Origin of the sequence: Xanthomonas sp. CFBP 8152 (genome assembly GCF_014199025.1) — a bacterium.
Lineage (GTDB): Bacteria > Pseudomonadota > Gammaproteobacteria > Xanthomonadales > Xanthomonadaceae > Xanthomonas > Xanthomonas arboricola_B.
This window is the reverse complement of the sequence record NZ_JACHNO010000002.1, coordinates 552,472-571,843: the sequence shown is the minus strand read 5'-3', so window position 1 is coordinate 571,843 and position 19,372 is coordinate 552,472. Positions and strand designations below refer to the sequence as shown.

General features: G+C 66.2%; 15 protein-coding genes and 1 pseudogene. 13 read left to right on the top strand and 3 right to left on the bottom strand.

What is annotated here, in order from left to right; translation table 11 throughout:
* The first annotated feature begins 2 nt into the window (after window positions 1-2).
* The 6 genes and pseudogenes from mrdA (at window position 3) to FHT09_RS10085 (ending at window position 7,676) form a co-directional block, all read left to right on the top strand.
* Window positions 3-2,063, top strand: a complete 2,061-nt coding sequence (gene mrdA, locus FHT09_RS10110) for a penicillin-binding protein 2 (RefSeq protein ID WP_104606520.1) — start codon at window positions 3-5, stop codon at window positions 2,061-2,063.
* Window positions 2,060-3,178 (top strand): rod shape-determining protein RodA, encoded by a 1,119-nt coding sequence (rodA, locus tag FHT09_RS10105; RefSeq protein WP_104606519.1) that lies wholly within the window; start codon window positions 2,060-2,062, stop codon window positions 3,176-3,178. Before mrdA ends, rodA begins: the two co-directional genes overlap by 4 nt.
* Window positions 3,175-3,422, top strand: a pseudogene (locus tag FHT09_RS10100) (hypothetical protein); the annotation flags it as partial. The gene rodA and the pseudogene FHT09_RS10100, both read left to right, overlap by 4 nt.
* 236 nt (window positions 3,423-3,658) lie before the next feature.
* A complete protein-coding gene (mltB, locus tag FHT09_RS10095; RefSeq protein WP_184416938.1) occupies window positions 3,659-4,798 on the top strand; it encodes a lytic murein transglycosylase B in 1,140 nt (379 codons plus the stop codon).
* Window positions 4,795-6,210, top strand: a complete 1,416-nt coding sequence (locus tag FHT09_RS10090) for a septal ring lytic transglycosylase RlpA family protein (protein WP_104607063.1) — start codon at window positions 4,795-4,797, stop codon at window positions 6,208-6,210. Before mltB ends, FHT09_RS10090 begins: the two co-directional genes overlap by 4 nt.
* A 260-nt stretch (window positions 6,211-6,470) precedes the next feature.
* Window positions 6,471-7,676: a D-alanyl-D-alanine carboxypeptidase family protein gene (locus tag FHT09_RS10085; protein ID WP_016900824.1), complete on the top strand. Its 1,206-nt coding sequence runs from the start codon at window positions 6,471-6,473 to the stop codon at window positions 7,674-7,676.
* 151 nt (window positions 7,677-7,827) lie between these two features.
* Here the strand turns inward: FHT09_RS10085 and FHT09_RS10080 are convergent, their stop codons facing one another.
* Complete coding sequence (locus FHT09_RS10080) at window positions 7,828-8,889, bottom strand: lipid A deacylase LpxR family protein (RefSeq protein ID WP_104607062.1); 1,062 nt, start codon at window positions 8,887-8,889, stop codon at window positions 7,828-7,830.
* A 276-nt stretch (window positions 8,890-9,165) separates the two neighbouring features.
* Between FHT09_RS10080 and FHT09_RS10075 the strand changes: the two genes are divergently transcribed.
* The 4 genes from FHT09_RS10075 (at window position 9,166) to FHT09_RS10060 (ending at window position 13,709) form a co-directional block, all read left to right on the top strand.
* Complete coding sequence (locus FHT09_RS10075; RefSeq protein WP_053054248.1) at window positions 9,166-9,444, top strand: YbeD family protein; 279 nt, start codon at window positions 9,166-9,168, stop codon at window positions 9,442-9,444.
* A complete protein-coding gene (gene lipB / locus FHT09_RS10070) occupies window positions 9,432-10,130 on the top strand; it encodes a lipoyl(octanoyl) transferase LipB (protein ID WP_104607061.1) in 699 nt (232 codons plus the stop codon). Before FHT09_RS10075 ends, lipB begins: the two co-directional genes overlap by 13 nt.
* 15 nt (window positions 10,131-10,145) lie before the next feature.
* Window positions 10,146-11,159: a lipoyl synthase gene (lipA, locus tag FHT09_RS10065; protein ID WP_053054250.1), complete on the top strand. Its 1,014-nt coding sequence runs from the start codon at window positions 10,146-10,148 to the stop codon at window positions 11,157-11,159.
* 390 nt (window positions 11,160-11,549) lie between these two features.
* Window positions 11,550-13,709, top strand: a complete 2,160-nt coding sequence (locus tag FHT09_RS10060) for a carboxy terminal-processing peptidase (RefSeq protein ID WP_181141418.1) — start codon at window positions 11,550-11,552, stop codon at window positions 13,707-13,709.
* 182 nt (window positions 13,710-13,891) lie between these two features.
* Here FHT09_RS10060 and FHT09_RS10055 read toward each other — a convergent pair whose 3' ends face one another.
* Window positions 13,892-14,635 (bottom strand): sulfite exporter TauE/SafE family protein, encoded by a 744-nt coding sequence (locus FHT09_RS10055; RefSeq protein WP_104607059.1) that lies wholly within the window; start codon window positions 14,633-14,635, stop codon window positions 13,892-13,894.
* A gap of 173 nt (window positions 14,636-14,808) precedes the next feature.
* On the opposite strand from FHT09_RS10055, the gene FHT09_RS10050 reads away from it, so the two are divergent.
* Window positions 14,809-15,690 (top strand): LysR substrate-binding domain-containing protein, encoded by an 882-nt coding sequence (locus FHT09_RS10050; protein WP_104607058.1) that lies wholly within the window; start codon window positions 14,809-14,811, stop codon window positions 15,688-15,690.
* Between the two features lie 57 nt (window positions 15,691-15,747).
* On the opposite strand, the gene FHT09_RS10045 is transcribed toward FHT09_RS10050, so the two are convergent.
* On the bottom strand, window positions 15,748-16,620 hold the full coding sequence (locus tag FHT09_RS10045) for an endonuclease/exonuclease/phosphatase family protein (protein WP_104607057.1): 873 nt from the start codon (window positions 16,618-16,620) through the stop codon (window positions 15,748-15,750).
* 163 nt (window positions 16,621-16,783) lie between these two features.
* Here FHT09_RS10045 and FHT09_RS10040 point away from each other — a divergent pair, with 163 nt between their 5' ends.
* Together FHT09_RS10040 and FHT09_RS10035 are read left to right on the top strand one after the other, a co-directional pair.
* The gene (locus tag FHT09_RS10040) at window positions 16,784-17,839 is read left to right on the top strand and encodes a bifunctional nicotinamide-nucleotide adenylyltransferase/Nudix hydroxylase (protein ID WP_104607056.1); all 1,056 of its coding nucleotides are present in this window, start codon (window positions 16,784-16,786) and stop codon (window positions 17,837-17,839) included.
* Window positions 17,840-17,964: 125 nt separating this feature from the next.
* Window positions 17,965-19,368: a nicotinate phosphoribosyltransferase gene (locus FHT09_RS10035; RefSeq protein WP_104607055.1), complete on the top strand. Its 1,404-nt coding sequence runs from the start codon at window positions 17,965-17,967 to the stop codon at window positions 19,366-19,368.
* Window positions 19,369-19,372 lie beyond the last annotated feature (4 nt).

The following is a 19,372-nucleotide window of genomic DNA, read 5'->3' as shown; positions in this document are numbered from 1 at the left end:
CCATGCACGGGCGTCGTCACCCCAAGAACCCGCATGCGGAGGCCGAGCAGTTCCGCCGGCGTGCGGTGCTGGGTTTTGTGATGGTGGTGATCTGCCTGGTCGGCCTGGGCGGCTGGTATTTCAAGCTGCAGGTGCTCGACCACGAGGTCTACGCCACGCGCTCGGAAGCCAACCGCATCAAGCCCAAGCCGGTGGTGCCCGGGCGCGGCATGATCTACGACCGCACCGGCCGGCTGCTGGCCGAGAACGTGCCGGCCTTCCGCCTGGACGTGACCCCGGACAAGGTTGCCGACATGGGCGCCATGCTGGCCGCGCTGGGCAAGGTGATCCCGATCGCGCCAGAGGATCTGGAGCGCTTCAATCGCGAGCGGCGCGCGCGTCGCAGCTTTCTGCCGGTCACGCTCAAGCTGCGCATGAGCGATGAGGAAATGGCGCGTTTCGCGGTGGAGCGCTGGCGCTTTCCCGGGGTGGAGCTGGAGCCGTATCTGACCCGGCGCTACCCGTACGGGCCGCTGTTCGCGCACATCATCGGCTACGTCGGCCGCATCGACGAGAAAGACCTGGCGGTGCTGGGCGAGGGCAATGCCGCGCTCACCCACATGGGCAAGTCCGGGCTGGAGCGCTACTACGAACAGGACCTGCGCGGCCAGGTCGGTTACGAGCAGGTCGAAACCAATGTGCAGGGGCGGGCGATCCGCACCGTCGGCCGGGTTGCGCCGCAGTCGGGTGCGGACCTGCGGCTGTCGGTGGATGCCGACCTGCAGCGCGCGATGGTGGCCGCGTTCGGCGAGCACGAAGGCGCTGCGATCGCGATGGACCCACGCACCGGCGAGATCCTGGGCATGGTCAGCCTGCCCAGCTACGACCCCAACCTGTTCGTCAACGGCATCTCGCATACCGATTTCCGCATGCTCAACGACAACCCGTCGCGGCCGCAGTTCAACCGGCTGGTGCTGGGCGGCGTGGCGCCGGGCTCCACGCTCAAGCCGCTGATCGCGCTGGCCGGCCTGGACAGCGGCCTGCGCCGGCCGGAAGACCGGGTGCTGTCCACCGGCATGTTCTACCTGCCCGGGGTCAGCCGCGGCTGGGGCGACTCGCACCGCGGCGGCCATGGCTGGACCGATCTGCGCAAGTCGATCGCCCAGTCGGTCAATACCTATTACTACCGGCTGGCGGTGGACATGGGCATCGAGCGCTTCGACCGTTACCTGGGCGATTACGGCTTCGGCCAGCCGACCGGGGTGGACCTGCTTGGCGAAATCGGCGGCATCCTGCCGTCGCCGGCCTATAAGTACAAGACCCGCAAGGAACGCTGGTATCCCGGCGACACCGTCAACATCGCCATCGGCCAGGGCGACTGGAAGGTGACCCCGCTGCAACTGGTGCGTGGGGTGTCGGCGATCGCCAGCGGGCTGCTGCTGCGCCCGCATCTGGTGCTGGAGCAGCGCACCGGCTTCGATCATCCCTGGCAGCCGATGATCCAGCCGCCGGGCAAGCCGATCAGTCCCAGCGCGGCGCATCTGCAGGTGGTGCGCGAGGGCATGATGGACACCATGCGCCCCGGCGGCACCGGCTATGCGATCACGCCGGGCGCGCCCTATCAGATGGCCGGCAAGACCGGCACCGCGCAGGTAGTCAGCCGCAAGGGCGTGGCCGCGGTGGACCCGCGCAGCCTGCCGATGCATCTGCGTCACCGTGGCCTGTTCGTCGGCTTCGCACCGGCCGACAACCCGGTCATCGCAGTGGCGGTGGCGGTGGAGGGCGGTGGTTTCGGTACCAGTTCTGCAGCGCCGATCGCGCGCAAGATCTTCGATGCCTGGTTGCTCGGCAAGCTGCCCGCCGGGCTGGAGCCGCTGGACAGCGAACTCGGCATGACCGCCGTGGGCGTCAACCAGTTCGAAGCCGGCGCCACCGATGCACGCCAGGCCGGCGATGCGGCCGCAGCCACGCTGGACGAGCTGCCGGTGGTGATCGGCCAGGCCGCGGTGGCGCTGGACCCCAACACGCCCGCGCAGCCGGTGGTGCCGGATGTGCCCGATGCGGTCCAGGAGACCGACCATTGAGTGACATCCTGCGCTGGCTGCTGGACATGGTCGCGCGCTTCACGCGTAGCCTGGACTGGATGCTGTGCCTGGCGCTGGGTGCGCTGATGGTGATCGGGCTGTCGGTGCTCAAGAGCGCGGGCGGCGCCGCCAACGGCGATCATCTGGTGATGGCGCAAGCCGTGCGCTTCATCATCGGCCTGGCCGCGATGTGGGGCATTTCGCGCATGTCGGTGCTGCGCCTGCGCGCCTGGACGCCGTGGGTGTACGGCTTGTCGATGCTGCCGCTGCTGGCGGTGTTCGCCCTGGGCACCGGCAAATACGGCCGCCAGTGGCTGGACCTGAAACTGTTCTACCTGCAGCCGGCCGAGCTGCTCAAGATCAGCCTGCCGATGATGGCGGCCTGGTATCTGCACCGCATGCCGCTGCCGCCGCGCATTTCCACCGTGCTGGTGACCGGCGTGATCATCGGCGTGCCTACCGCCCTGATCATGCTGCAGCCGGATTTCGGCACCGGCGTGCTGATCGCCGCCAGCGGCGTGTTCGTGCTGCTGCTGGCCGGCCTGCCGTGGTGGTGGGTGGCGGTGGGTGTGGGCGGTGTCTCGGCGGCCGCGCCGGTGGCCTGGTTCTGGCTGCTGCGGCCATACCAGAAGGACCGCATCATGATGTTCCTCAACCCGGAAAACGATGCGCTGGGCGCCGGCTGGAACATCATCCAGTCCAAGATCGCGATCGGTTCCGGCGGCTTCGACGGCAAGGGCTGGGGTCTGGGCTCGCAGTCGCATCTGAACTTCATTCCCGAACAGACCACCGACTTTGCGTTCTCCGTGCTCAGCGAAGAGTTCGGCTGGATCGGCGTGGCGACGGTGCTCAGCCTGTACCTGATCGTGATCGCGCGCTGCCTGTGGATCGCCTCGCAGGCGCGCGACACCTATTCGCGCCTGGTTGCCGGTGCCACCGGGTTGGCCTTCTTCGTCTACGTGCTGGTCAACGGCGGCATGATTTCCGGCCTGCTGCCGGTGGTGGGCGTGCCGATGCCGCTGATGAGTTACGGCGGGACCTCGGCGGTATCGCTGCTGGCCGGGCTGGGCCTGGTGATGGCGGTCAAGGCGCACCGTCCGGTGCACGGGTACTGAGCCGGCGCGTTCGGCAGCCAACCGCGACATGCACCGGCAAGGACGGCAGCGCGCTGCTCAGGGCCGGCACCGGCAACGCGTTGCTCAGCGGCCCGCCGACGGTTCCCACCGGCGTCACCCGGGTCGTCGATCGGGACGTGACCTGCACGGCCAGGTGCACAACAGCCAGGATCTGATCAAGACGCAGAACGCCAGCACGTTCACCCTCTACAACGTCAATCTGATCAATGCGGCGTACGTTCATGGCCCGGTGCACCAGACAGCCCGCGATCGGCACACGCGCACCACCCCGCACCCCGAACTCCCATTCCCCATTCCCCATTCCCCATTCCCCATTCCCCATTCCCCATTCCCGCGCAGCACCAAATCAATCCCCCATCCCACTCCCAAATCCCTTGTGGCGCAAAACGGCAAGCTAAAGCTCTTTCGTTTCATGATCTTATTGCTAGAAGTTCATCTGTTCTCTGTTACCCTCGGCCGATGATTCGACGCATTCTGACCTGCCTGCTCACCCTCGGCCTTGTCGCCTGCGCGACCCAGCCCAGCCCTCCGACCCCGCCGCCGGCCGCCAGCGCGCCCCCGGCCAAGCCGCCGAGCGCCCCGGTCGCGCCCGTCAGTGCCGCCGCCGAAGCGCCCGCGCTGCCGCAGGTGGACCTGACCCCGGTGCCGTTCGAGATCGCCCGCGCCAACTTCGTGCGCGACACCGCCGCCAAGTACGGCATCGACGCCGCACAGATCGAAGCGGTGCTGGCACAGGCGCAATTCAAGGACGCCATCGTCACCGCGATGTCGCGCCCGGCCGAGCGGGTCAAACCGTGGAACGAATACCGCCCGATGTTCATCACCCAGGCGCGGATCGATGGCGGCCGCAAGTTCCTGGCCGAACATCGTGCCGAACTGAGCAGGGTCGAAGCGGCCACCGGCGTGCCGGCGCAGGTGATCGTGGCCATCATCGGGGTGGAGACCAGTTATGGCAGCAATGCCGGCAAGTACCGCGTGCTGGACGCGCTGTACACGCTGGCGTTCCGCTATCCGCGCAGCGGCGACCCGGCCAAGCTCGAACGCGAAGTGCGTCGCGAGCTGTTCTTCCGCGATGAGCTCGGCCAGCTGTTCGCGCTCGGCAAGGAGGAGCAGCTGGATGTCACCACGCTGATCGGCAGCTATGCCGGCGCGATGGGCATGGGCCAGTTCATGCCGTCCAGCTACCGCCAGTTCGCCGTCGACGGCGATGCCGACGGCAAGCGCAACTTGTTCACCGACCACAACGACGTGTTCGCCTCGGTCGCCAACTACTTCGTCAAGAAGGGCGGTTGGGTGCGCGGTGGCCAGGTCGCAGTGCCGGCCACGCTGGCCGCCGGCCACGAGGAATTCAATCCTACCGACTGGTCGCCGATGTACACGCTGGCCGACCTGTCCGCGCGCGGCTATCACCCCAATGCGCCGGTGGTGGCCGGCAGCACCGCCACGCCGATCACCCTGGACGATGCCAACGGCAAGCAGTACTGGCTGGGCTTCCAGAATTTCTACGCGATCACCCGTTACAACATTTCCAAGATGTACGCGATGGCCGTGTTCCAGCTGTCCGAGGCCATCGCCGGCAAGGAGTTACCCCCGGCATGAACAGCACGACAGGCCCCAAGTGGCTGATCCCGATGGCGCTGATGCTCGGCCTGGCGGCCTGTAGCAGTGCACCGAAGAAAACCGCCGGCACCGGTGGCAGCGGCGCGATCAAGGGCGTCAAAGTCGACGGCAAGGGGCCGGCGTATGTCGCCACCGGTTGCCCCTCGACCTCGCCGTACGCGGCGGCCAAGGAAGACCCGTCCACGCGCGGCGACTACACCGCCGGCGGCCTGTACAAGCCGGGCGTCAAGGACACCACGCCGGACCACGTGCCCAATGTGGCCTGCATCCCCGAACCGCTGGTCACCAACGAGCCGCGCTCGGCGGTGGGCAACCGTTCGCCGTATGAGGTGCTGGGCAAGCGTTACGTGGTGATGGACAGCCCCGGCGACTATGTCGAACGCGGCACCGCCTCGTATTACGGCAGCAAATTCCACGGCCGGCTGACCTCCAACAAGGAGGTCTACGACATGTACGCCTTTACCGCCGCCCACAAGACCTTGCCGTTGCCCAGCTTCGCCCTGGTGACCAACACCGACACCGGCGACTCGGTGGTGGTGCGCGTCAACGACCGCGGTCCGTTCCACGATGGTCGCGTGATCGATCTGAGCTACGCCGCTGCGGTCAAGCTGGGCATCACCGGCAAGGGCACCGGCAACGTCGAAGTACGTGGCCTGACCGAAGCCGACAACGGCAATCTGCTGGCCAAGCGCCGCAGCGGCAGCGCACCGGCCAGCACCGCGGTGGCCGCCGTGCGGCCGGCCGCCAGCGCCAGCCAGATCGATGGGTTGGTGCAGCGTCTGCCCACCCGCACCGTGCCGGCCGCCGCCCCGCGCACAGTGGCTGCCAGCGCCGCCGCGCCAGTGGCCGCCGCGGTGGCAGGCAGTGCGGGAGCCGCGGCGGTTCCCGCGGGTGAGCGTTGGCGCTACCGCGTGGCCGATTCGCGCCAGCCCGGCAATGCCGACAACTTCGATGCCTGGATGAAGTCGCAAGGCGTGCGCGTGGCCACCGGCAAGCCGGCTGCCGCCGCGCCGCGGCCTGCCTCGGCTGTCCCGGTAGCGGTCGCGCCAGCCGCCCCGGTCGCGGTGGCGGCGATCAAGCCTGCCGACAGCGCGTCGGCACGTCCGCTCAGGAGCGAGCCGGCACCGGTCAAGGCACCGAGCGTGGCCGAAGCGGCACTGGGCGACATCCTGTTGCAGGTGGCCAGTTTCGCCAGCCGCGAAAACGCCAACCGCGCGCTGTCGCAGCTTGCCTCGGCCGGTATTGCCGGTGCCAGCGTCAGCGACATCGTCAGCGGCGGTCGCACCCTGTGGCGGCTGCGCGTCAACGCGCGCGATCACGCCAATGCCTCGGAAATCGCGCAGCGTATCGCCGGTCTGGGCTTCGGGCGGCCGCAGATCGTGGCCAACTAGGCACGATCGATCTGGCAGCCAAGGCGTCGGCGGGTAGGCCGGCGCCTGCTATCGAAAGGTATCGTCCGGGCAGACGTAATCACGACGCGCCCTGTGCAGGTTGCTCGGTTGCCCATTCCGTCAGCCACGTTCGGCACGCCGCCTGCCGCCATCGCTGAACTGCGCAGGCGCGCACAGCATCGCGCGCGTCGCCCTGATCGCCGTGGCGCCTTACAATTTCGCATCACCCAGCCTTCGGGCCCGTCAGGAGTCGTTCTTCAATGAAATTCCGCTTCGCCGCCGCCGCGGTGGCCACGTTTGCCTTTGGCCTGGTCTGCGCGCAGACCCCTGCGCCGCAGCCGACGCCTGCCGTTGCCGCTGCGCCGGCCGCCGTCCCGGTTCCGCCCGCACCCGCGCCGGCCGTGTCCAAGTCCTGGATCCTGATGGATTACGCCACCGGGCAGGTGCTGGCCGGTGAAAACATCCACCAGCAGCTGGCCCCGGCCAGCATCACCAAGGTGATGACGTCCTATGTGGTCGCTGCCGAAATCAAGAATGGCAAGGTCAAGCGCGACGACCAGGTCATGATGAGCGAGCGCGCCTGGCGCGAGGGTGGTGCCGGCACCGATGGCAGCTACAGCGGTTTTCCGGTCAACCAGACCGCGCGTCTGGAAGACATGGAAAAGGGCATGGCGATCCAGTCCGGCAACGATGCCGCGATCGCGCTGGCCGAGCATGTCGCCGGCAGCGAAGAAGCCTTCGCTTCGCTGATGAACAGCTACGCCGCCAAGATCGGCATGAAGGACTCCTACTTCGTCAACGCGCACGGCCTCAGCGCCGAAGGTCACCACTCCACCGCCTACGACCTGGCCATGCTGGGCCGCGCGATGGTGCGCGATTACCCGGAGACCTACGCCTACAACAAGATCAAGGAGTTCCAGGTCGGCAGCATCAAGCAGAACAACCGCAACCTGCTGTTGTGGCGCGACCCGGCGGTGGACGGCATCAAGACCGGCCACACCTCCGAGGCCGGCTACTGCCTGTTGAGCTCGGCCAAGCGCGGCGACCAGCGCCTGGTGGCGGTGGTGATGGGCGATTCGTCCGAGCGCCAGCGTGCCGACGACAGCCTGGCCCTGCTCAACTGGGGCTTCCGCTTCTTCGAAACCCACAGCCTGTACGCGCCCGGCAAGGTCGTGACCAAGCAGAAGGTCTGGAAGGGCCAGCAGGACGAAGTGCAGCTCGGCGTGGCCCAGCCATTGCTGGTCAGCCTGCAGCGCGGCCGCTACAACGACCTCAAGCCCAGTATGGAAGTGGCCAAGAACCTGCAGGCCCCGATCAAGCAGGGCCAGCAGATCGGCACCGTCAAGGTCAGCCTGGACGGCAAGATCATCGCCCAGGCCCCGCTGGTGGCCATCAACGCCGTCGAAGAAGGCGGCTTCTTCAAGCGCCTCTGGGATGCGTTCTGGATGTGGTGGGAATCGGAGTGATACAAAGAAAAAGCCGGCGAAAGCCGGCTTTTTCTTTGCGGGATTGGGGATTGGGGATTGGAGATTCGGGATTGGCAAAGGCGAGAGCAGGAGCGAAGCACCAGCAGCCCGCTCTTGCGAATCCCCAATCCCGACTCCCCAATCCCAGCCCTCAAAGCATCCGACTGATCGTGAAACTGCCATACACCGGGGTTTCGCGCTGGGTGTCGAATTCGCGGGTACGGTGGTAGCGGGCGATGGCAAACTTCCAGCGTCCGTACATCACCGCCAGGCCGTAGCCGACGTCGCCCACGAACGGGCGCTTGTCCACGCTGTGGCTGTTGCGAAAGGTGTTGCCGTCCAGGGTGATGTCGCGCAGCACCCAGCGTGCATCGGTGGTCACGAACAGATGGCCCGACCAGCCGCTGGCACGTCCGAGCCGGCTGGGGGCGGTGTTCTCGCCGGCCGGGCGGGTCGGGGTGCTGCCGAAGTCGTCCGGCAGCTTCCAGCCGAAGCGCACCTCGCCGCCGGCGTTCAGATGCGTGGCCATGTTGCCGACCGCGCCTCCCCAATGCGAAATGAAATCCCAGCCCAAGCCGTCCGCATTGACCGCCGCATCGCCCGGCCAGCGGCGCATGCGCTCGTGCACCAGGTTGATCAGCGGCTCGTTGTGCAGCTGGTTGTCCCAGCCCTGGAATTTCTCATCGCCCAACGCATCGTGGATCGCGTCCTGTGTTTCCTGCGCAAATGCCCACGGGCCGACCACACCGACCTGCAGCTGCGTGGTGCGCAGATGCGCATCGTTGCGTGCGTTGTAACCGAAGCTCGCCAGCAGGATGCCCGCATACGGACGATCGTCCGGGATCACATCGCGGCGGGTGGGATCGGTGGGAGTGAAAATCGCCTGGCCAATCGAAAACACCATGTTCTGCTGGTCGAACTCGCCCGGATGCAGACGCTCCAGATAGCCGTTGACCCAGCGCGCGGTGCGCGGCAGACAGGGGTCGTCGGTGTAGTCGACCAGATTTGGCGACACCAGCGTCAGCACCGCGCCGTTTGAATAGCCCTGATCCTGATCCTCCCCGCCGAACAGGTCGTTATCCACCCGGAAGTTCACCGCCGGCGGCGTCCGCCGCATTGTGCTGGAGTCGCACTGGTCGGCAGCCAGGGCCGGCATCGACAACCCGGAAAGAGAGAACAGCAGGGCAGCGGACAACGCGCGCGGTCGTAGCATGGATGGCCTGGGAGGGTAAGAGAGGACGATGTTCAGCAAAGGTGCCTGCGGCCGCTGCTGCGCCGCGTGAACGTATGCAGCAGCGGAACGTATTTTCTGCTGGCGTGTTCGCGTGCAGAACCATCACCGGCACGTAGCTGTGTTTGGTCCGGGACTGTCATGGCCGATTCTTGCTGACCGGTGCGGGCTAACCGCCCGGCTCCCCGGCCGCGACGCGCTCATCCGTTCGACCGGTGCGGGCTTGGGTTTGTCCGCCATCGTCCCGATAATGGGCGGATGGAAATCAGCACCGACAACCCCGATCACGGCTTCCAGTTTCCCGGCACCTTCGAGCTCAGCGCCATGGGCGCGGCCGAGCGCGGGCTGGAAAGCGAACTTCCGCGCCTGCTCGCCGCCACCGGTGTAGAGCTGGTGGAGGAAAGCATCAGCTGGAAGCATTCGTCCAGCGGCAAATATGTTTCGGTCAAGATCGGCTTCCGCGCCGAGAGCCGCGCGCAGTTCGACGCTGCGCACCAGGCGCTGCGCGACCATCCGGAAGTGAAGTGGACGCTGTAGCGGTCCAGACGGTGGCGAGTCCTGTTCCCGTCCTGCCGACGCCGTTGCGCGACCTCGGTCGACAGCAGTACGCGCCGGTGTGGCGCGCAATGCAGCGTTTCACCGATGCGCGTGATGAGGCCACGGCCGACGAAGTGTGGGCGGTCGAACATGCGCCGGTGTTTACGCTGGGCCAGGCCGGCAAGCCCGAGCATGTACTCGCGCCGGGCGAGATTCCGGTGCTGCAGGTCGATCGCGGCGGCCAGGTCACCTATCACGGCCCCGGCCAGCTGGTGGTCTATCCGCTGCTGGACCTGCGCCGGCTCGGGATCGGTGTGCGCGATTACGTGTGCAGGATCGAGCAGGCGCTGATCGATACCCTGGACGAGTGGAACATCGTCGCCGAGCGCCGCGAGGGCGCGCCCGGCGTGTACGTGGGCGAGGCCAAGATCGCCGCGCTGGGAATCCGGGTGCGGCGCGGCTGCACCTTCCACGGCCTGTCGTTCAACGTGGCGATGGACCTGGAGCCGTTCCACCGCATCAACCCCTGTGGCTACCAGGGCCTGCAGGTGACCTCGGTGCTAGACTTGGGCGGCCCCTCCGGGATGGACGCCGTCAAGGCGGTGCTGCTCGATCAGCTGGCGCGCCAGTTCGGTCTCGTGTTGCAGCCTGTCTCCGCGTTGCCCGACCTTTCGCTTCCGGCCTGAGCGCCCGTTATTGCCATGACCCAGCCTATCGCCCGTTCCATCCCCTTGCAGGTCGTCTCCGGCGACGCCGCCGCGTCTGCGCCGCTGCAGACTGGCGTCAAGCAGATCGGTGGCGACAAGATCAATCGTTCGCCGGTGCAGTTCGTCGATGCGCCGGTCCTGCGCAAGCCGTCGTGGATCCGCGTGCGGATTCCGTCCGGCAATGCGGTGCAGAACCTCAAGGCCAAGCTGCGCGAAAACCGCCTGGTCACGGTCTGCGAGGAAGCCAGCTGCCCGAACATCCACGAGTGCTTCAGTCACGGCACCGCGACCTTCATGATCCTGGGCGAGGTCTGCACGCGGCGCTGCTCGTTCTGCGATGTGGCGCACGGCCGGCCCAAGCCGCCGGATGCAAACGAGCCGGCCAGCCTGGCCACCACCGTAGCCGACATGGGCCTGAAGTACGTAGTGGTGACCAGCGTGGATCGTGACGACCTGCGCGATGGCGGTGCCCAGCATTTCGTCGACTGCATTTCGGCCATCCGGGTCAGTTCACCCAAGACCCGCATCGAGATCCTGACCCCGGACTTCCGCGGCAAGGGCCGCATGGACCGCGCGCTGGAGATCCTGGCGCTCAGCCCGCCGGACGTGTTCAACCACAACATCGAAACCGTGCCGGACCTGTACCCGAACGTGCGTCCGGGTGCCGACTACCAGTGGTCGCTGACCTTGCTGCAGCGTTTCAAGGCGCAGCATCCGTCCATCGCCACCAAGTCCGGCATCATGCTCGGCCTGGGCGAGACGATGGAGCAGGTGCAGGCCACCTTGCGCGATCTGCGTGCGCACGATGTCGACATGATCACCATCGGCCAGTACCTGCAGCCGACGCCGCACCACCACCCGGTGATGCGCTACTGGACGCCGGAGGAATACAAGGCGCTGGAGGACTACGGCAATGCGCTGGGGTTCAGCCATGTCGCCTCCGGACCGATGGTGCGCTCGTCGTATCACGCCGATCGCCAGGCCGCCGGCGCCGGCGTCGCTGCTTAAGGCAGCCGATGGCCCCTGCGGCCACGCCCAGGCGGGCGCGGCCGCCAGTTCGGTCGGATGCATCGCCTGGCGCTGCAGTTGCCTGCGTGCCGAGCGCAGTCCATCGCGAAGCTGCGCGCGGCCACACGCGCGCTGGTCCACTAAGTTCGATGTAGCGCGACCCATGCCACTCCGCATATCGCGGGGTCGTGTCGTATCCGGCCGTCGCTCTGGGCTTGCAGGGTACGGTCGCGTTCACAATCCGCTACAGGCCCGGCGCTAGGCTGATTCAGCCAGCCGTGACAACGCCAGCAACTTTCGGCACTGTCATGCTGTCTGATCCATTCACCGCCTTTCTTTCATCGGCCCAGTGCCGAGAGCCATTCGATGACCTACAACGTTTCTGCGTCCATGAAGGCCGGCCTGCTGGCGCTGGTGTTGACCACTCCGATGGCACTGCTCGCACGCGCCGACACCGCACTGCCGGCGGCAGCCACACCCGACCAAGCCACAGCGACCAAGCTGGTCTATGGCCTGCTCTCCGATAGCCGCTATGCCTACCGTCCGCGCACGCTGGACGAGGCCATGACCAAGGACGTGTTCAAGCGCTATCTGGAAACCCTGGACGGCAGCAAACAGTTCTTTACCCAGACCGACATCGCCGGCTTCGCTCCGCTGGAAGCAGGCGTGGGAGATGCGCTGCGCGGTGGCAAACTGGATCCGGCGTTCCAGGTGTTCTCGGTCTACAAGAAGCGCGTCGACCAGCGCGTCAAGTACGCGCGCGACCTGCTCAAGCAGGACTTCGATTTCGCCGGCAGCGACAAGTTCGAGTACGACCGCAAGGACGTGCCGTGGGCTGCCGACGACAAGCAGCTGGACGTGCTGTGGCGCCAGTCGGTGATGAACGACTGGCTGCGCCTGAAGCTGGCCGGAAAGAAGCCCGAAGACATCCGCAAGACGCTGGACAAGCGCTATGCGGCGCTGGCCGATTCGGTCAACGAATTGAAGGCCGAGGACGTGTTCCAGTTCTTCGTCAACGCGTACACCAATGCGGTCGATCCGCACACCGATTACTTCACGCCGCGCACGGCCGAAAATTTCAATCAGCAAATGTCGCTGTCGCTGGAGGGCATCGGCGCGCAGTTGCAGAAGCAAGACGACATGGTAGTGATCCGTGAGGTGATCCCGGGCGGTCCGGCGGCGGTGGACGGCACGCTCAAGCCAGGCGATCGCATCGTCGGTGTGGGTCAGGCCAAGAACGGCGCAATCGAGGATGTGATCGGCTGGCGCATCGACGATGTGGTCGCCAAGATTCGCGGCAGCAAGGACACCCAGGTACGCCTGGAGTACATCCCGGCCGAGTCGGGCATCGACGGCAAGCACCGCACCGTAACGCTGACCCGGCAGAAGGTGCGTCTGGCCGAGCAGGCCGCCAAGGGCGAGACCATCACCCTGCCGGCCAAGGGCAGCGAGCCGGAGCGCCGCATCGGCATCATCAAGCTGCCGGGCTTCTATCAGGATTTTGAAGGCCGTCGCCGCAACGCGACCGACTATGCCTCGGCAACGCGCGACGTCGCTAAGCTGCTGGCCGGCTTCAAGACCGACAAGGTCGACGGCGTGGTGCTGGACCTGCGCAACAACGGCGGCGGTTCGCTGGACGAAGCGATCGAGCTCACCGGTCTGTTCATCGAGCAGGGCCCGGTGGTGCAGGTGCGCGAATCCGGCGGCCGGGTCACTGTCAACGGCGACAGCAATCCCAAGGTTGCCTGGGATGGTCCGCTGGGCGTGTTGATCAATCGCGGCTCGGCCTCGGCGTCGGAGATCTTTGCCGGTGCCATCCAGGATTACGGTCGCGGCCTGGTGATCGGCGAGACCAGCTTCGGCAAGGGCACCGTGCAGAACATCGTCGACCTGGACCGCTGGCCGGCCGCAGAGGGGCAGCGCTATGGGCAGGTCAAGCTGACGATCGCGCAGTTCTTCCGCGTCAGCGGCTCCAGCACCCAGCACAAGGGCGTGGTGCCGGACATCGCATTCCCGGCAAGCGTGGATGCCACCGAGTTCGGCGAGAGCACCTACGACAATGCGCTGCCGTGGACGCGCATCGCTGCCGCGCCGCATACCCAATACGGCAACTTCGCGCCGCTGCTGCCCAAGTTGCAGGGCCTGCACACCGCGCGTATCGCCACCGACAAGGAATTCCAGTGGTGGGAAGAGGACGTCAAGCAGTTCCGCGATGAAAAGGCCAAGAAGTACATCTCGTTGAACGAATCCGAGCGTGTTGCCGAGCGTCAGAAGCAGGATCAGCAGCGCAAGGATCGCCAGCAGGTGCGCAAGCAGCTGGGCCTGCCGCTGGATCCGCTTGGCGACGACAGCGACGACGGCCTGACCGGCAACGAGCGCGATATCGTCAAAGACACCGCACGCGAAAAGGCCGCAGAAAAGCGTCCGGACCCGTTGCTGCACGAATCGGCTGCCATCCTGGCCGATGCGCTGGGCCTGCTGTCGCAGGACCAGCCGTTGTCGGCGCAGGTGTTGCCACAGTCGACCGCACCGGGACGTTGGGCCGATTGATCGTTCGCCGAACAGCTGGCGACGACATCACCTTGAAGTACAAGAAACGCCACCGCATCGCGGTGGCGTTTTTGTTGGCCGCCCCCTTCATATGGGCGACTGCACGAGCGGTTTGACGGATGATCGATTGCCGGCCGCCGTGCCTGCGTGCCGTGCAAGGTTTCATTGCGCCCAACGTGGCTTTACGCCAGTGCCTGCCAGACGCCTTGCAGGCCGAGCACCAGCAAGGTGATGAAAAAAAAGCGCCGAAACGTCTCGGCGGAAATGCGATTGCGCACCCAGGCACCCAGCCACATGCCGATGGCGGTGGGCAACAGCGCCCACAACGACGGGGCGATCGCCGCGCCGGGTAGCGCACCGTGCCACGCCAGGGCACTGGCCAGCGCCAGCGTCGCAACGCCGAAACACCAGCCCAAAGACCGGATCAGCAGATCGCGCGGGAGTTGCAGTGCGGTGAGGTAGGGCAGTGATGGCAACACGAACACGCCGGTGGCGCCACTCAACAGACCGGTGGCCAGTCCGGCCAGTGGCCCTGCCCAGGGTTCATGGCGCGCCTGCACAGTCCAGTGTCGGCGAGCCAGCCCAAGCAAGGCATACAGTCCCAGCAGTGCGCCCAATCCGGCGCGGACCAGGGTGGGATCGGCGCCTGCCATCACCCCTGCGCTGAGCCAGGTGCCGAGCGTCACGGTTGCCAGCAATGGCCACAGACGTCGCAACAGGGTTCGCGTATCCGGCCCCCAGGCTTGCTGCACGTTCGTTACCAGCGAGGGCAGCGCCAGTAACGTCGCTGCCTCGGCGGGCGTCAGCCACAGACCGAGCAGCCCCATGGCAACGGTCGGCAAGCCCATCCCGGCCACGCCCTTGACCCAGCCAGCCAGCAAAAAAATGCCCGCGATCAGATACCAGTGGGTGTGCAATGTCTGCATGCCGCCAAGAATCCGGGCTGGCCCCGCGCCAGACAATGCGTGATTGTTTGATGCAGGCTTCGGTTGAGCCGAAGGCTGGGACATGAGGATGTGGAGAGATCCATTGCCCGGCCGGCCCGTCTGGTGGACGGCCAATGCACCATGATTGACGTACGCGTGCTTGTGGAGCGGCCATGCATCTGGAGTTTGTCGATTTACGATTGTTCATCGCGGTGGTCGAGGCGGGCAGCATCACTGCCGGTGCGCAACGCGCGGCGTTGTCGTTGGCGGCTGCCAGCGCGCGGATTCGTGCGCTGGAGTCGCAGGTGGGCGCCGCACTTCTGGAACGCGGGCGACGCGGGGTCAGCCTGACCCCGGCCGGTGGCGTGTTGCTGCGGCACGCACGGCAATTGCAGCGGCAGACCGAGGCATTGCAGCTGGAGCTCAGTGGCTACGGTGGCGGTGGGCAGGTGACGCTGCGGCTGGCGGCCAATACCGCGGCACTGTCGGCATGGTTGCCCGAACGGTTGGCGGATTTTCTCATCGCACATCCGCAGCTGGATCTGGCGTTGACCGAGCAGGGCAGCGACGACGCTGCCGATGCGGTGCGCGAGGAGCGCGTCGACATCGCCGTGGTCGCAGGCCATGCCGATGTCGGTGGGCTGCAGGTGCTGCCGTTCCGTGAGGATCGGCTGGTGCTGGTGATGGCTGCAACGCATCCGCTGGCCGGCGCCGCGACGCTGCGGTTGAGCGAGCTTGCGGGAATGGACACGCTGGGGCTGGCCGGCGACAGCGCCTTGCAACGGCATCTGCGCGTGCGAATGAACCGTGCCGGCGTGCAGTTGCGCACGCGTGCAAAGGTACAAGGCATCGACGTGTTGTGCCGCATGCTTGCGCAAGGCATGGGCGTGGCGATTCTTCCGCACGCTGCAGTGCAGCGCTCATGCGTGCGCGATCAGCTGGTCATGGTGCCATTGGACGAAGCCTGGGCACCTCGGCAACTTTCGATCGTGCTGCGTCACGAGCCTGCGTCGACCATGCTGCAAGCACTGGTGGATTGGCTGCAACGCGACTGACCGCCTGCGTAGCGTCAGATAGGCCGGCTTGGTGAGAGTGCCGCGTCGTCGGCGCGCTCAACGCGGCCAGGCGAATTCGGCCAGCACCGGATAGTGATCGGACGGCAATACGCCGCCGGGGCGATTATCCAGCGTGGAAAAGCGTGTCGGTGTCAGGCCGCGGGACAGGATCCAGTCGATGCGTCGGGTCGGTTGCGTGGTGAAGTCCTGGAAAGTTTTTTCCGGGCCTTGCGGCTCGGGTGCGCGGGCGCGTGCATCGCCAAGCGTGGCGGTGAGGACGCGGTAGGTGCCTTGGTCAGGATCGCTGTTGAAGTCGCCGGTCAGCACCACCGGAATGTCGGCTGGCAGCGTCGCGATGCGCGACAGGATCAGGCGCGCGCTGTGCTCGCGGGCCGCCTCGTCCTGGTCGCGGTGGGCGAAGTGCGCGTTGAACAGATAGAAGCGGCGTTTGTCGCTGCGGCGCTCGAACAGGGCCCAGGTCACCATGCGCGGCAGGTCGGTATTCCAGCTGCTGCTGCCGGGGACCTGTGGCGTTTCCGACAGCCAGAAATCGCCCGATTCCACCACCGACAACGCGCGGCCGTCGTAGAACACGCCCATGTGCTCGTCGTTGCCGCTGTCGCCGCCGCGGCGGCCCTTGCCGAACCAGCGGTAATCAGGCAGTTGCGCAGCCAGATACTGCGCCTGTTCCTGCACCAACTCCTGCGTCCCGAAGACGTCCGGGTGCGCTTGTTCGATCAATGCCACCATCGCCGTGCGGCGCACGCTCCAGCGCTTGTCGCCATCGGTATCCACCGGCACGCGCACATTGAACGACATCACCCGCAAGGGTGCGGGCGCAGGTGCAGCCAACGCAGGCAAGGCGATGCACAGCAGCGCGAGTGCCGCGACCAGGGAACGTGAGATAGCGCGAACGGACAGGCGTGGCATGCAGGCGGATTCCTCGAGGACCAATCGGCGAGTCTAATCGGCATGCATGACCGATATGTCATCGCCACACTGCCCACGCTTGACGTCGTCGCGCATCGGCGTAGCATTTGCACCACGCCACCGGATAGACCGATGGCTGCCTACTCAACCGTGAGGGATTCTCATGGCACCGCAGTACGACTATCTGGTGTTTATCGGGCGTTTCGAGCCCTTTCATAACGGCCACGCCGCCGTCGCCCGCCACGCGCTGGGCATGGCGGACAAGCTCATTGTATTGATCGGCTCTGCCGACACGCCCCGTACCATTCGCAATCCGTGGACCGTCGCCGAACGCGCGGTGATGATCGAGTCCGCGTTGCCGGGCGAGAGCCAGCGGCTGATCCTGGGCCCGTTGCGCGACCATCTGTACAACGAAAGCCTGTGGATTGCCGAGGTACAGCGCCAGGTCGCCGAGGCCGTGCAGGCCGATGGCGGTACGCTCGATGCACGCATCGGGCTGATCGGCATGGACAAGGACGCCAGCAGCTATTACCTGCGCGAGTTTCCGCAGTGGTCGCTGGAAGATGTGCAACAGACCGCCACGCTGTCGGCCACCGAATTACGCCGCTATCTGTTCGAGGCCGGCGAGATCGGCTTTCACGGTGGGTTGCTGATGCTGCGCGGCAATGTGCCGGCGCCGGTGTACGACATGCTGGAAGCGTTCCGGCGCAATTCGCCGAGCTACGCGCAGCTGGTGGCCGAGTACCGTTTCATCGAGCAATATCGCGCCGCCTGGAAGGACGCGCCGTATCCGCCTACCTTCGTCACCACCGATGCGGTGGTGGTGCACTCGGGCCACGTGCTGCTGGTGCGTCGTCGTGCCGAGCCGGGCAAGGGTTTGTGGGCGTTGCCAGGTGGTTTTGTCGGTCAGGACGAAGGTCTGCTGGACGGCTGCCTGCGCGAGCTGCGCGAGGAAACCCGGCTGAAAGTGCCGGTGCCGGTGCTCAAGGGCTCATTGCGCGGGCGCCAGGTGTTCGACCACCCCGAGCGCAGTCAGCGTGGGCGCACCATCACGCATGCCTTTCATTTTGAGTTCCCTGCCGGTGAACTGCCTGCGGTACGCGGTGGCGACGATGCCGACAAGGCGCGCTGGATTCCGCTTGCCGAAGCGATGGCGATGGGGCCGCGCCTGTACGAAGATCATCTGCATATTCTCGAATTCTTCCTGGGTCGCGGCTGAGGGCGACAAGGATTGCGTGCCGCCACCCACCGAAGACGGCCACTCGCAATCCTGGATCGGCTCGAACCGTAGCCCCCCGCCGGCGGACAGACCGCCGGTTCACTCGACGCGAAGGAGCTTCCGTCATGCATTACCTCGATAACCTGCTGCTCAACACCGACAGCTACAAGGCCAGCCACTGGCTGCAGTATCCACCCGGCACCGATGCGGCATTTTTCTATGTCGAATCGCGCGGTGGCGTCTACGAGCAGACCGTGTTCTTCGGCCTGCAGTCGATCCTGAAAGAGGCCATCAACCGGCCGGTGACGCACGCCGACATCGACGATGCGAAGGCCTTGCTGGCCGCGCATGGTGAGCCGTTCAACGAAGCCGGCTGGCGCGACATCGTCGATCGTCTCGGCGGGCAGCTGCCGATCCGCATCCGTGCCGTGCCCGAAGGCACGGTCGTGCCCACGCACAATGTGTTGATGACGATCGAATCCACCGATCCCAAGGCGTTCTGGGTGCCGTCATATCTGGAAACGCTGCTGTTGCGCGTGTGGTACCCGGTGACGGTGGCAACGGTGAGCTGGCAGGTCAAGCAGGTCGTACGCGATTACCTGCAGCGCACCAGCGACGATCCGGAAGGGCAGCTGCCGTTCAAGCTGCATGACTTCGGCGCGCGTGGGGTGTCCAGCCTTGGCTCGGCCGCGCTTGGCGGTGCCGCGCATCTGGTGAACTTCCTCGGCACCGATACCTTGTCGGCGTTGTTGCTGGCGCGTGCGCACTACCACACGCCGGTGGCGGGATATTCGATTCCCGCCGCCGAGCACAGCACCATTACCAGCTGGGGCCGCGAGCGCGAGGCCGATGCGTACCGCAACATGCTGGCGCAGTTCGCGCGTCCCGGCTCGCTGGTGGCGGTGGTATCGGACAGCTACGACATCTACCGCGCGATCCGCGAGCATTGGGGCACCACCTTGCGCGAGGAGGTGATTGCCTCCGGTGCGACGGTGGTGATCCGCCCGGATTCGGGCGACCCGGTGGACGTGGTCGAGCAATGCCTGCTGTTGCTGGACGAGGCGTTCGGCCATCAGCGCAACGGCAAGGGCTACAAGGTGCTCAACCATGTGCGGGTGATCCAGGGCGATGGCATCAATCCGCAGTCGCTGCGCGCGATTCTCGAGCGTATCACCGCAGCCGGGTACGCCGCCGACAACGTCGCCTACGGCATGGGCGGCGCGCTGCTGCAGAAAGTGGACCGCGACACCCAGAAGTTCGCGCTGAAGTGCTCGGCGGTGCGCGTGGACGGGCAATGGATCGATGTCTACAAGGACCCGATCACCGACAAGGGCAAGCAGAGCAAGCGCGGTCGATTGACGCTGCTGCGCGACCGTGGCGATGGCACTTATCGCAGCGCGTTGCTGGACGAAGTCGCCACGCATGCCGACAGCGAAGATGCATTGGTGACGGTGTGGGAGAACGGCGTCATGCAGCAGGAGTGGACGTTGCAGCAGGTGCGCGCCCGTGCCGACGCCGCGCGTGGCTGACGTT